Origin of the sequence: Galliscardovia ingluviei (assembly GCF_014635685.1) — a bacterium.
Lineage (GTDB): Bacteria > Actinomycetota > Actinomycetes > Actinomycetales > Bifidobacteriaceae > Galliscardovia > Galliscardovia ingluviei.
The window spans coordinates 308,145-322,336 of the sequence record NZ_BMDH01000002.1 but is presented as its reverse complement, the minus strand read 5'-3'; the positions used below and the strand labels follow the sequence as shown (position 1 = coordinate 322,336).

At 48.7% G+C, this 14,192-nt stretch carries 7 protein-coding genes and 1 pseudogene; 7 read left to right on the top strand and 1 reads right to left on the bottom strand.

The features are described 5' to 3' along the window. Positions 1–26 precede the first annotated feature (26 nt). Entirely contained in the window at positions 27–6,698 is a 6,672-nt protein-coding gene (locus IEU85_RS05515; protein WP_188355232.1) for an invasin domain 3-containing protein, read from the top strand. A 217-nt stretch (positions 6,699–6,915) separates the two neighbouring features. Here the strand turns inward: IEU85_RS05515 and IEU85_RS05510 are convergent, their stop codons facing one another. Next, a complete protein-coding gene (locus IEU85_RS05510) occupies positions 6,916–7,203 on the bottom strand; it encodes a HigA family addiction module antitoxin (RefSeq protein ID WP_188355231.1) in 288 nt (95 codons plus the stop codon). Between the two features lie 141 nt (positions 7,204–7,344). Between IEU85_RS05510 and IEU85_RS05505 the strand changes: the two genes are divergently transcribed. From IEU85_RS05505 to IEU85_RS08685, 6 genes and pseudogenes are all read left to right on the top strand, one after another. After that, positions 7,345–8,451, top strand: coding sequence for an ABC transporter ATP-binding protein (locus IEU85_RS05505; RefSeq protein ID WP_188355230.1), 1,107 nt, complete (start codon positions 7,345–7,347; stop codon positions 8,449–8,451). Then, the gene (locus IEU85_RS05500) at positions 8,448–9,536 is read left to right on the top strand and encodes an ABC transporter permease subunit (protein WP_188355229.1); all 1,089 of its coding nucleotides are present in this window, start codon (positions 8,448–8,450) and stop codon (positions 9,534–9,536) included. The genes IEU85_RS05505 and IEU85_RS05500 overlap by 4 nt, the downstream gene beginning before the upstream one ends. A 57-nt stretch (positions 9,537–9,593) precedes the next feature. Then, positions 9,594–9,887: an Asp-tRNA(Asn)/Glu-tRNA(Gln) amidotransferase subunit GatC gene (gene gatC, locus IEU85_RS05495; protein ID WP_188355228.1), complete on the top strand. Its 294-nt coding sequence runs from the start codon at positions 9,594–9,596 to the stop codon at positions 9,885–9,887. Between the two features lie 15 nt (positions 9,888–9,902). After that, positions 9,903–11,441 (top strand): Asp-tRNA(Asn)/Glu-tRNA(Gln) amidotransferase subunit GatA, encoded by a 1,539-nt coding sequence (gatA, locus tag IEU85_RS05490; protein WP_188355227.1) that lies wholly within the window; start codon positions 9,903–9,905, stop codon positions 11,439–11,441. 34 nt (positions 11,442–11,475) lie between these two features. Continuing rightward, on the top strand, positions 11,476–12,975 hold the full coding sequence (gene gatB / locus IEU85_RS05485) for an Asp-tRNA(Asn)/Glu-tRNA(Gln) amidotransferase subunit GatB (RefSeq protein ID WP_188355226.1): 1,500 nt from the start codon (positions 11,476–11,478) through the stop codon (positions 12,973–12,975). Positions 12,976–13,224: 249 nt separating this feature from the next. Further along, positions 13,225–13,983 (top strand): annotated as a pseudogene (locus tag IEU85_RS08685) (GNAT family N-acetyltransferase); the annotation flags it as partial. Between the last annotated feature and the right edge of the window lie 209 nt (positions 13,984–14,192).

The window sequence follows — 14,192 nt, the reverse complement described above, 5'->3', positions numbered from 1 at the left end:
CATCTGATTATTTAGAATCAGACTATATGTCCCGTTGGTATTCTTCATATTTTGAGGGAATGGGATTAGGTTCTGTCTCTGCACATGATCGTGTGGCTCGAGCTGTTACTGTTGAGCCTGTTGGCGATGAAGATGCAAATTACAACCAGAAGTGGAAGATTACTTGGAACGCCGGTGATCCTGCGGATAAAACCGGTAAGGGCACAGGAGCTCTTCCTTCACAGACAGCAAAGTATAACTTCTGGGATTCGTCAAGCCCAATGTTGACCATGGCCATTTCACAGGATCTTGAAGTATTGGGAGATGCTGAGCACAAGCCAACATGGACTTTTAAGGATCGCTCTGATAGTACAACCCATGTCAAGCAGCTTAATCTTTGGCAAACGTTAAGTGGCGATCAATGGAATGATCTGACGAACGCAAAAGGTTCCAATAATACTGTAACGAACATGTATTATTTTGGTCAGTATCCTGGCTATGACAATGGTAAGAAAGTCTCTGCAGATGGAGATTGGCAGGTTAAGGCGCGTTCATGTCTCGCTGGTAATAAGAGTGCCTCATGGGCTACCAATGGTAAGTATAAGAGTAGTCTCTGTGAGAACTCTGTTGAATGGCTTAATAACTCATATGAGAGCTTTAACAGTGGTATTGAAGGGATGAAAGCAGACGGTTCTGGTGGGCAGACTTTTGATTTTTCCGATAGCCCAGATGAAGCTCGCAATGCGAACCAACAACAGCTCTTCAGCTACTACTCTCAGAAGATTGGTGGTATCCAGACCTTCCAGATGTATACGCGTAACGCTAATACGCGTGACATGGTTGTAAGTCTTGAATTTACGACTCATCGCACTCCGTGGGCAGGTGCTCAGGAGGTGGGCACGAAGCGTAGCTTTGTCGTAGCTTCCTATAAGTCATTCGATACAGCTCCAAGTGATTGGGGTGGAACATATTGGCAGGCCTTTGCATCAAAATACAAGGAATTTGAAGACATTGATACCGATGGCGATGGTTTGACTGACCGCTTCGAGTTGGGTATTGGTTCTGATCCTAAGAATAGGGATACTGACGGCGACGGCATTGAAGACGGTGTAGAAGTTGAAAGCAAGACACCAGTGTGGACGCCAACCGGTTTCAAGATTACTGGTACTGACCCAACAGTGGCACCACAAAAGCCATCAAACCCTGCAAAACCTACAGGAAAGCGTGGTGAAGTCATTACTGGTCAAACTAAGCCATTCATGACTGTGGAACTCTATGACGTCACAGGTAAGAAGCTGTTAGGCTCTACCGTTGCTGACAAAGACGGCAACTATAAGCTCACTGTAGGCAAGGCACTACAGCGCAAGGGGATTAATAAGTACGGCAACAATATTGATTTTGCTGACGAAGCAAATCGTGTCCCGACGTATTACGATTTGCCAGCTGAAAACGATATTGCTAAAGGTGATACTGCTGCTCTGAATTTCTGGTCGGACGGTATGGACACACTGCCAAATTCCGAGGTCACACGCCCACAGTTCTCAAAGCCTACGGGCACGCTTGCTGTTGCACCAAAAACCGAACCAGTCGAAGTGAAAGATCCAAGCAGCCTCACAGACGCTGAGAAGAACCAGATCAAAGAAGAAGTGAAGAAAAACTTCCCAGACGCTGGTGACGGTGACATTACGATCAACCCTGATGGCTCCGCTACAGTGAAGGTGCCGGTAACGAATCCGACAACAGGCGAGAAAACCACATCTGTTGTTACAATTCCTGCAGAAGATACGGTCAAGCAACCATTGCCACCAGATGCTGGTAAGTCAACCATTGGCGACCCAAGCAAGAAATCTGTACCTGTTTCTGACGGTACTACGGATGAGGGTAAGACGAGCTTTACTGTCACACTGAATGATAAGAATGGTGATCCTGTCAAGGGTGCTAATCTCAATATCACTCGTAAGGACGGCAAGGCTCTTAACGATCCTGAAATCAAGGATAATGGTGACGGTACCTACACGGTAACTGTTTCTTCCAAGGAAGCTGGAGAGTCCGCACTGACTGTTAAGGCTGGAGATGTAACTATTGGTGATACCAAGCCAGTTACATTCAAGCCAGGTGCAGCTGACCTTTCCAAGTCCACTGCTGAGGTGACGAAGAATAATGCTTCGATTTCCACCCCAACGCACAAGGATGCAAATGTTATCACAGTAACTTTCAAAGATCAGTTTGGTAACCCAACTGATGAGGGTGTAAATGCAGATAGCATTTCACTCACTGGTACTGAGAGCTCAGCAACACCATCTGTTAAGAAAACTGACAACACCGGTGTATATGAAGTTTCAGTAAGCTCCACAGAACCAGGTGATTTCAATAATATTGCTGTCAATCTTGACGGAAATCCTGTAGCTGGTACGGATAGCAACGGTCTGGCACTCAGCTTCACTGATATTCCTGCCGATGCAGACAAGTCCACATTTACTGTGAAACCTGCAGATAGCAGCACTACCAAGCCAAAGACCGGTGATACCACGACAGTAGGTGGCACTATCAACGATAGTGAAGGCAATCCACTGCCAAACCACAACCTGACTGTGGTACTGCCTGATGGCACTCAGATTTCTGCAACCACTGATAAAGATGGCAAGATTGTTGCTAAGAAAGATGGCAACGGTCAGACTGCTGGCAAGCCAATTACTTTCCCAGCACAAGCTGGCGATGTGAAGCTCTTTGATGGTACTGATACTTCCGGCACTCCATTAAAGACTGCACCAATTGCAGTATCTGATCCAGCATCTGCAGAATTCAACAAGGACACCGTTCCTGCACAGGTTGAGCAAGGCAAACCAGTTTCTGGCATTACCGCAACCGTAAAGGATGCTGCAGGCGACCCTGTTCCAGAAGGCACCAAGGTATATGTCACTGTGCCAGGTGCTGATAAACCAGTTGAAGCAACTGCTGGTAAGAATGGTGTAGTAACGGTTCCAGCCTTCACCGCACCAAATGCTGGTGAACAGACTGCTATTACTATCAGCTCTGACGCTGAGGGTAAGAAGCCAATAACCGAGCAGCCTCTGAACATTCCAGTAGTTGACAAGGTGATTAACACCAAGGATTCCGAGATTAATGTTGCTCCAAGTGACAAGGCTGATAAGGAAATCAACCCTGGCGATAAGGTAACCGTTACCGGCAAGATTGTTGATAACGACGGCAGTCCTATTGCTGGACGTGACCTGACTGTGACCCTTCCTGATGGCACCGAAATTCCTGCAACTACTAACGATAAGGGTGAAATTGTTGCTAAGGATTCTGACAATGGTCAGACTGCTGGCAAGCCAATTACTTTCACTGCAGGTGATGCTGACGGTGAAGTAAAGGTGCATGACGGTACTGATACCACCAAGAAGCCAGTTGAGACGGCAACTGTAGACGTGAAGGATCGCAGCCCTAAGACTGCTGAGTTCCAGAATGTTCCTAAGTCTGGTTTCACCGGTACTCCTGTTACTGGCGTAACTGCCACGGTGAAGGATGGCGAAGGTGATCCTGCTACTGAAGGCACTAAGGTATATGTGAAGGTGCCGGGTGCTGATAAGCCTGTTGAGGCAACTGTTGGTAAGAATGGCAAGGTTAATGTTCCTGCATTCGCTCCAACTGCCGAAGGCGATGCAGCAATCCAAATCTTCGCAGATCAGGACGGTACCAAGGAAATCGGCAAGGCAACTGTTCCAGTTACCAAGCAGACTATTGATGCTGATAAGTCCAAGGTGACTGCGAAGCCAAGTGCTGATGGTGATAAGACTATCGACACTGGCGATGAAGTAACCGTAAATGCTACGTTGAAGGACGGCGATGGCAACCCTATCGCTGGTCGTGACGTAACAGTGGTACTGCCTGACGGTACTAAGGTGAACGGTAAGACTGACAAAAACGGTAATGTGGTGGATGCTGAAGGCAACCCAATCACCTACACCGCTGGCGAAGATAATGGAACTGTCAAGATCTTTGATGGCAAGGATGCAGATACAAGCGGCACTCCTGTAATCACCAAGGATGTACCAGTACACAATCCTGCTCCTAAGACTGCTGAAGTGACTTATCCTAAGGATACTGACGCTACGGTTGCTCATCCAGTTAAGGGCGGCGAAGTAGTAGTTAAGGATAAGGACGGTAACGCTGTTCCTGATGGCACTACTGTCTATGTGAAGGTGCCGGGTGCTGATGCTCCTGTGGCTTTGCAGACCAAGGATGGTAAGGTTTCCGTTCCTGAGTTCACACCAACTGAGACTGGTAATGCAACAGTGACTGTTTCTACTGATGAAGCTGGTAGCAACGTCATTGGTACAGGTACTGTGCCAGTTGCAGCTCAAGAAGTTTCTAAGGATAACTCCGAACTTTCCGTAAACCCAACTGATAGCAAGGATGGTGAGCTCAACCCTGGTGATAAGGCAACTGTTGAGGGCACGATCAAGGACGGTAATGGCACGCCTATTGCTGGTCGTGATGTGACTGTGATGCTTCCTGATGGTACTCAGATTCCTGCAACCACCAATGATAAGGGTGAGATTGTTGCTAAGGAAGATGGCAACGGTTACAAGGCCGGCGAGCCAATTACCTACCCAGCTCAAGATGGTGCGGTAAAGGTTTACGATGGCGATTCCGCTGACGGCGACCCAATCTTGACCCAGACAGTTGATACCAAGGATCGCAGCCTCAAGACTGCTGAATTCAAGAAGGTACCAGAGACTGCTTTCACTGGTACTCCAATCAGTGGTGTAACTGCCACGGTGAAGGATGCTGAAGGTGATAATGCTCCTGAAGGTACTAAGGTCTATGTGAAGGTGCCGGGTGCTGATAAGCCTGTTGAGGCAACTGTTGGTAAGGATGGTAAGGTTAATATTCCTGCATTCACTCCAACTGAAGCTGGCGATCAGAAGATTGTTATCAGCAGCGATCCAGAAGGCAAGACTGTACTCGGTGAATCTGATCCTATCAAGGTAAACAAGCAGACTATTGATGCTGATAAGTCCAAGGTAACTGCGCAGCCAAGTGCTGATGGTGATAAGACTATTGATACTGGCGACAAAGTGAATGTGGATGTCACTTTGAAGGATAAGGATGGCAATCCTATTGCTGGTCGTGACGTGACCGTGGTATTGCCTGATGGCACTACTGTCACCGGTAAGACTGGTAAGGATGGCAAGGTTGTTGATGAAAACGGAAACCCAATCACCTACACCGCTGGTGAAGACGACGGCACTGTCAAGGTGTACGACGGCACTGACACCACTGGTGATCCAGCTGTAGAACAGGAAGTAAAGGTACACAACCCAGCTCCAAAGACTGCTGAGGTGACTTATCCGAAAGACACTAATGCTACAGTTGCTAATCCGGTTAAGGGTGGCGAAGTAGCAGTCAAGGATAAGGATGGCAATGCTGTTCCTGATGGCACTAAGGTGTATGTCACTGTGCCAGGTGCTGATAAGCCAGTTGCACTCGAAACCAAGGATGGTAAGGTTGCTGTTCCTGAGTTCACACCAACTGCTGCAGGAGACGCTAAGGTAACCGTTTCTACTGATGAAGCTGATACCAATGTCATCGGTGAAAAGACTATTACTGTGGCTGCTCAGACACCATCCACCAAGGATTCCAACATTTCTGTTACCCCATCAACTGATGGCGATACTGAGTTGAACCCTGGTGATAAGGCGACTGTTGACGGCACTATTAAGGACGGTAATGGTACGCCTATTGCTGGTCATGATGTGACTGTGGTGCTTCCTGATGGTACTGAGATTCCTGCGACCACCGATGAAAACGGTAAGATTGTTGCTAAGGAAGATGGCAACGGTTACAAGGCTGGCGAGCCAATTACCTATCCAGCTGGTAAGGATGGCGATATTAAGATCTATGACGGTAATGATACTACCGGCGATCCAATCATCAGCCAGCATGTGGATGTCAAGGATCACACTCCAGCAAAGGCTGAAGTAACTGGTCTGCCAGAGGATGCAACTGTTGCAAACCCTGTCAAGGGCGGCACTATCACTGTTACCGATGAAGATGGTGACCCAGCACTTGATGGCACCACCATCTACGTCAAGCGCCCAGGCTCTGACGAACTGGTACCAGTAACCGTAGGCAAGGATGGCAAGGCTGAGCTCCCAGGCTTCACACCAACTGAGCTAGGAACCTACACCATCGAAGTTTATGCAGATCCAGCTGGCGCTACCAAGATTGGCGAAAAGACCATCACAGTAGTTGCTCAGACACCATCTGCTGACAACTCCAGCCTCACTGTAAACCCACAGAACCCATCGAAGGGTGAAACTGTAACAGTGACTGGTCAGATCAAGGATAATGCTGGTACACCAATCGCAAACCATGATGTCACCGTGGTACTGCCAGATGGCTCCAAGGTTGAAGCAACCACCGATGAGAACGGCAACATTATGCGCCGTAGCAACGGTGAAGCAATTACCTTCGTAGCAAACGGCAGTGGCGAGGTTAAGGTCTACGATGGCGACTCCACTGATGGTGACGCCTTGTTGAGCCAAAACATCACACTGAAGGGTGATGTCAAGGTAGATGCTGGTACCAAGAATAGCGACAAGAGCGGTTCTGCTCTGGCAAGCACCGGTGCAGCAATCAGCGCCGTGTTGGCTCTTGCAGTAGCCGCTGTAATCGCAGCTGCGGGCATGCTTGCACTCCGCCGCCGCAACTAGGCAACGCAACTAGTTAACTAGTAGTAAACTCTTGCACATGATTAGCAGATATCTAATGAGTGGATGGTTTGCTAGTAGCTACTAGTTACCAATAAGTAAGCTCTCCTAGGGAAACCTCTAGGAGAGCTTTTGTATGTCGGATTTTATGGTTGTACCAATTTGCAAGTACCGCTAAATAAACGTAGCTATATAAATATAGCCACATGAGTAGTGGTTTTTACACTAGTTGCTGAATGTTATCGATATGTGAACTATCGAATGACAAGAGGTCGTAATCACGCTGCAGGTTAAGCCAAAATTCAGGGCTAGTATTCAGCGCTTTGCCTAGACGGTATGCCATATTCACGCTAATAGAGCGTTTTCCAGCAATGATTTGACTAATAGCAGTCTGTCCTACGCCAACTGCTTGTGCAAGACGATATCGGCTAATGCCAAGTGGCTCTAAAAATTCTTCTTGCAATATCTCTCCGGGCGTACTGAGATATTGGTTAGTGGTGGTAGTCATCGAAGTAGGAATTATACGCTTCGCCTGTAAAACACGCTACCGTGAAAGTGAGATTTCGATCTATACAACATGCGTATGGACGGAGCCATGAAAGCACCAAAGCAATCAGGTATAGTAGAAGCAGTATGCAAAGGGGCGCTCATGATAGTTGTAGACCAGCTGACTAAGCAATTTGGCAAACAAACAGCAGTAGATCATGTAAGTTTTACTGCGCAAGACGGTAAGGTGACTGGATTTGTGGGGCCAAATGGTGCTGGAAAATCCACAACCATGAAAATAATACTCGGGCTCATTCACCCAGATTCAGGCACTGCGCTTATCGATGGCAAGCCATACAACAAACAACGTGCGCCACTGACCGCTGTAGGGGCAGTGCTTGATGCGAGAAGTGCTCATAAAGGCATGAGTGCTCGCAACTACCTCAGTGCCATTGCTGCAACACATCATATCGGCAAGGAGCGTGTGCAAGAAGTAATGCGCATTACGGGCATTACTGAGGTGGCATCGCGTAAAGCCGGGTCGTTTTCGCTTGGTATGAGCCAACGCCTTTCACTTGCTGCAGCACTGCTTGGGGATCCGAAAAATGTGATTTTAGACGAGCCAGTCAATGGTTTAGACCCTGAGGGCGTGCGCTGGGTGCGTGATATTTGCAAGTACTTGGCAAGCGAAGGCAGGGCAGTGCTACTGAGTTCGCATTTGATGGCAGAGGTTGCGCTTACTGCGGATGAAGTCGTGATTATTGGACGAGGCAAAATTCTGCGCCAACAGTCGGTGCAAAGCTTTGTGGATGAACATTCTCAACACACTATTCGTATTACCACGCCAGATATGGCACGTCTAACTGCAGCATTAGCACCATTACCGCAAGTGCATGTAGAAGTGCTGCCAATGAGTAACTCAAATGGATTTAATGCGAGCAGAGTTAGCGCAGGCGAAGCCAACTCAGCTGGCTTCAATAGTGGGGGCGTAGTACACACATTGCGCATTCATGGCGCGAATATTGCACAAATTGGACAGATAATTGCACAACACCGCACAGTGATTTATGAGCTTATAGAGGAAAAAGTGTCGCTTGAGGATGCGTTTATGGCTCTGACACACCAAGATGTGCAATACCAGTCCACACTGCCGGCACAATCTACGTTGCCCATGCAACAGCCTGTGCTACCTACACAACATCCTACGTCGGCTCAACAGCCTACATTGCCCACGCAAGAGTCACTGCCTATGCAAGGAGACGCACGATGAGCACTAGCACTACGCATTCACAACCATCAGTATCAGCTGTTTCTTCAGGAGCTGCTCCAAAGGTTTCCTCATCGACAGAGATTTCCTCATTAACAGAGACATCTTCCTCGGCAGCAACAGTCACCTTTCCAGCAGTGTATCGCCCGCCACGCACTTACTCACGTGCAGGCAAACGCAAATACCGCGTTACCCTATGGCGGATGCTGGTCAGTGAATTGATAAAACTGCGCTCACTAGTATCCACATACTGGTTACTGGCTTTAACATTGGCATTTGCCATATCCATTACCGCGATCAGTGTGTGGACAATAGGTTTTACAGCACGCATAGACTCTGAGGGCAATATGCATGACACCATACAGCGCTCTGTTGAAGCAACGCTGCTCTGGCAGTCAGTAAGTGCCTCGCTTAATATCGTCATTATTGTAGTAGCCATTCTTGGCGTGCTGAATATGAGCGGTGAATATTCCACAGGTCTTATTCGCTCAACACTACTGGCAAGCCCGAGCCGCTGGCGCGTGTATCTCGCAAAAGTAATGGTTATCGCTGCCACTAGTTTTGTAGCAACATTAGTAGCATTTTCGCTATCTTGGGCGTTGGCTTCGATAATGAGTGCTTCCTGGGATGTGCACGCGCTAACCGATAGTCAGTGGCGTTTGCCATGGGTAGTGCTTTTACTTGGTCCTGCGCTGGCTGCACTTATTGCACTTATCGGGCTTGGTTTTGGCGCATTGACACGCTCTACCGCAGGTGGCATCGGTATTGTCATTGTGATTATTTTTGTGCTACCTACAGTATTTAGCATTATCAGCATTGCTTCTTCGGAACTTTCTTGGTTTGAATCAGTAAATGCCTGCCTGCCAAGCCATGCCATTGATATTGCTATGTCTGGCGGTTTGTCTGCTGATAGTGCGCAAGAGGCAGTAAGTGTGTCAGCAGATGGACAAGCAATTGTTGATGCAGCGCAAACTGCGGCGAAGCAATGGACACCGAACTGGTGGCAGTCTGCCCTAGTAGTTGCCGCGTGGAGCATGGTGATTAATATTGCAGGATATGCAAGGTTTGCTCGTTCAGATGTGCAATAATCGTGGCATTAGCGTCATATTACACACTCGTCATGTTTGCGCCCTATAGTAAAAGGTATGCCAACTACATTTGATCGTGCACAGATTGAGCATTTGGGCGACCTTGCCCGAATAGCGCTCACCGATGACGAAATTACGCGCCTCCAAGGTGAATTGAACGTTATCGCAGATTCTATAAATAAGATTCAAGAGGTAGCCACTGACGATGTGCAGCCTACCGCAAACCCAGTGCCGCTGGAAGCCTATATGCGTCCAGATGAGCCGGCAACACCATTAACTCAACAGGAAGCCACAGCAGGCGCTCCGGCAGTTGAGCATGGCATGTTTGTGGCACCACAAATTCAAGGCTGACGTCAGGGAGACAATATGACAAATACAAGCAATGTGGTACAACTTTCTGCCACACAAATGGCTGAGGAATTACGCAATGGGGAAGTCTCCAGCCGCGAACTCGTAGATGCTCACCTTGATGTTATTGAACAAGCTGAGCCAAGCATTCACGCATTCTTGCAGATTGCAGGAGAGCAAGCACGTGAGCAAGCAGATGCATTTGACGCACTGAGTGCAGATGATAAGCAGGCACTGCCAGAGCTTGCCGGTGTGCCAATTGCCATTAAGGACATGATTGTCACTAAGGGCATTGAAACCACTGCTGCTTCTAAGATTTTGCAGGGTTGGATTCCTCCATATGATGCTACAGTAATTGAGCGTCTTAAGGCAGCTCACATGCCAATTTTGGGTAAAACCAATTTGGATGAGTTTGCACAGGGCTCTTCAACCGAACATTCTGCCTATGGTCCAACGCGCAATCCTTGGGATACCGCGCGCGTACCAGGTGGTTCTGGCGGCGGTTCTGCTTCCGCAGTTGCAGCTTTTGAGGCGCCTCTTGCTCTCGGTACTGATACTGGTGGTTCTATTCGTCAGCCGGGTGCCCTCACTGGTACCGTCGGCGTTAAGCCAACTTATGGTGGAGTAAGCCGTTATGGTGCTATTGCTATGGCAAGCTCACTTGATCAGATTGGCCCTGTGACGCGCACTGTACTTGATTCTGCATTGTTGCAGGAGATTATTGGCGGTCATGATCCAAAGGATTCCACATCTATCCCAGCTCCAGCACGCCCAATGGCAGCGGCGGCACGTGAAGGCGCCACTCGCGACCTTAAGGGCATGAAAGTTGGTTTGATTAAGGAAATTGGTGGCGAAGGCTTCCAGCCAGGTGTTGAAGCACGTTTCCGTGAAGCAGTGGCACAGCTTGAAGCAATGGGTGCTGAAGTGGTAGAAGTTTCCTGCCCGCACTTCCCATACGCTTTGGGTGCATACTACATTATTATGCCTTCCGAAGTAAGCTCTAATTTGGCTCGCTATGACGGTATGCGCTATGGTTTGCGCGTTATGCCACCTGCAGGCGTGCCACAAACTGCCGCTAATATGATGGCGTACACACGCGAAGCTGGCTTCGGTGATGAGGTGAAGCGCCGTATTATTTTGGGTACATACGCATTGTCTGCTGGCTACTATGACGCATGGTATGGTTCTGCTCAAAAAGTGCGCACACTGATTATTGAAGATTTCAATCGCGCATTTGAGCAGGTTGACGTGCTGGTGTCTCCAACAAGCCCTTCAACAGCCTTCAAGTTCGGTGAAAAGATGGACGACCCAATGTCCATGTATATGAACGATATTGCAACCATTCCTGCAAATCTTGCCGGCGTTCCTGCTTTGAGCATTCCTGCCGGATTAAGCGACGATGGTTTGCCAACTGGTATTCAGTTCATTGCTCCACAGCAGCGCGATGAAGTGATGTATAAGCCAGCGGCAGCGCTTGAAGCAGCATTAGAAGAACAATGGCATGGTCCAATTTGGCAGTCTCTGAACACTCCTTGGCTTGAGGGCCTTGGTGCGTAGGGGCTTGGCATAAAGCATAGTGTAAAGGAATATCATGGCAGAAAAATTGATGAAATTCTCCGATGCTGTTGCCAAGTATGACCCAGTAATCGGTTTGGAAGTCCACGTAGAGCTGAGCACAGAAACAAAACTCTTCTGCCCAGCACATATTGAGTTTGGTGGCGAGCCTAATACTCAGCTCACTCCAGTGTCACTTGGTTTGCCAGGTAGCTTGCCAGTAGTGAATAAAACCGCAATCGACTATGCGGTGAAGCTTGGTTTGGCCCTGCACTGCGAGATTGCAGAGTGGAGCCAGTTTGCGCGTAAGAATTATTTCTACCCAGACATGCCACGTAACTACCAGATTTCCCAGTATGATAAGCCACTTAATGGCAACGGGTATTTGGATGTTGAGCTGGAGGACGGCGAAATATTCCGTGTACCAATCGAGCGTGCCCATGTGGAAGATGATGCGGGTAAGAATACTCACGTTGGTGGCGCTGACGGTCGTATTGAGGGTGCAGACCACTCCTTGGTAGATTACAACCGTGCTGGTGTGCCACTGATTGAGATTGTTACTAAGCCAATCGAAGGTGCTGGCGCTCGTGCTGCAGAAGTTGCAGGCGCGTATGTGAAGGCAATTCGCGATATTGTGCGCACGTTGAATATTTCTCACGCTCGTATGGAGCAGGGTAATATGCGTGCCGACGTGAATGTGTCGCTGCGTCCTAGCCCAGATGCTCCATTTGGTACACGTTCTGAAACTAAGAATGTGAACTCTTTCCGCGGTATTGAGAAGACGATTATTTATGAGATTCGTCGCCAAGCTGCGCGTTTGGAAGAGGGCAAGGAAATTTTGCAGGAGACTCGTCACTGGGACGAATCCACGCAAACCACTGCTGGCGGCCGTGTAAAGACCGACGCTGACGATTACCGCTACTTCCCAGATCCTGATTTGGTGATGGTGCATGTCACGCCTGAGCATAAGGCCGAGCTTGCCGCGCAGATGCCTGAAATGCCACGCGAACGCCGCAACCGTTTGCAGGCTGAGTGGGAGCTTACCGATTTGCAGATGCGCGATATCATTAACGCAGACGCTCTCGATTTAATTGAGCAAACTGTAGCTGCTGGCGCCTCCGCTGCTGGCGCTCGCAAGTGGTGGCTTGGTGAGCTGTCTCGTGAGGCAAATGCGAAGGAAATTTCGCTCGAAGAGTTGCCAATCACTCCAGCGGATGTGGCCAGTGTAGAGGCTCTGATTGCTTCCGGCAAGCTCAACGATAAACTCGCCAAGCAGACCGTCTCTGGTGTACTCGCCGGGGAAGGCACCCCTGAACAGGTCGTGGAGAAGCACGGCTATAAGGTGGTTTCTGACGATGGTGCTATCGAGAAGGCTGTGGATGACGCTTTGGCTGCAAACCCAGATGTGGCTGAGAAGCTCAAGTCTGGCAATATGAAGCCAATGGGCGTTATTATTGGCGCTGTGATGAAGGCTACGCGCGGTCAGGCTGATGCGAAGGCTGTGACCGCTGTAGTGATGAAGCGAATCAAGGGCTAAGCAAGCGTCTCATAATAGCAAACTGCTCGGGTGTTACGGCACTCGGGCAGTTTTGTTATGCGCGGGGCGTAGTTCAAACAGCACAATATACGCAATTCAGTGAAGATACTGCACAACTCACTCGATAAGTATGTGCCCATGAGAGCGTTGCAACAAAAACACGTGTATTGTAATGAATGGTACTTTTGACAAACTATGCATTATGGGTGCATATGGTCATGCATACATAAACAGGACGGTGAAGCGGCGATGGGTGATTCTGTAGAAAATGAAGTGTCACGCACACTACCTGATACCATTACTATCCCGGAAATTAACGGCGAAATGGTCCATTTGCGACCAGCAACATTAGCAGACTGTGCCATTATGGACGAGCTTGAAGCATACTACAATGCTTCACGCATTACTGGCAAAGATGAGGCAGCAGAACGCGCACTCGTACATACTTGGGTTGGTAGGTCTGTCGCTTGGTCTCAAGGATTATCTTCGCATGAATCCGGAGTAGGAGATCCAGAATCTCGCCGCACTATTGCATGGGCTGTAGTTGCTGATCCGACTGGCGAATTAGAGCCTAAAGACGGCAAAGTAATTGGCATGATTTTTCTTATTGATATTGATGGTTGGGCAAAGTCTGCTCGTATTCAAATCATGCTTGGTAAAGACTATCGCGGGCGTGGGTATTCTCGTGATGCCATGCCTCGTGTGATGACCTATGGTTTTGCTTGGGCGCCAGCTGGCTTGGGTATGCATAGAATCTGGGTGGCAGTTCCAGAGAAGAATACGCGCTCGCTATCGGTATACCAGTCGCTTGGTTTTGTGTTAGAAGGCACTTCTCGCCATGCGCTATGGGATGATGCGGATCAGCGTTATCAAGATCAGATTGTGCTCGGTACGCTGGTTGACGAGTTTGATCCGATTCGCTCGTTGGATGCTTTTGGCATGCATTTAATTGAGGATAATCCTGGTGTGCGCGAGGCATTGGCGGCGCGCGAACATTCGATGAGCATTATGCGCGATAAAGTTGCTCAGCAGTTGCGTAATCAACAAGCGCAATCCTTAAAGCCAAATGTTGAAGGCGGCGAACAAGATGCTGCTTCTAGTGCTGCTTCTAGTGCTATTTCTGATACTGCATTACATACTGCATTAAACCAAGAACAGGCAGTGCAGGATGGGCAACAAACTGATAGCGTAGAAGCAACCCAAAATGCTGATAGTTC

Bases quoted from the DNA above. Each gene is read 5' to 3' on its own strand.
- IEU85_RS05515 (WP_188355232.1), top strand. From the start codon at position 27: ATGTCCCGTTGGTATTCTTCATATTTTGAGGGAATGGGATTAGGTTCT.
- IEU85_RS05510 (WP_188355231.1), bottom strand. From the start codon at position 7,203: ATGACTACCACCACTAACCAATATCTCAGTACGCCCGGAGAGATATTG.
- IEU85_RS05505 (WP_188355230.1), top strand. From the start codon at position 7,345: ATGATAGTTGTAGACCAGCTGACTAAGCAATTTGGCAAACAAACAGCA.
- IEU85_RS05500 (WP_188355229.1), top strand. From the start codon at position 8,448: ATGAGCACTAGCACTACGCATTCACAACCATCAGTATCAGCTGTTTCT.
- gatC (WP_188355228.1), top strand. From the start codon at position 9,594: ATGCCAACTACATTTGATCGTGCACAGATTGAGCATTTGGGCGACCTT.
- gatA (WP_188355227.1), top strand. From the start codon at position 9,903: ATGACAAATACAAGCAATGTGGTACAACTTTCTGCCACACAAATGGCT.
- gatB (WP_188355226.1), top strand. From the start codon at position 11,476: ATGGCAGAAAAATTGATGAAATTCTCCGATGCTGTTGCCAAGTATGAC.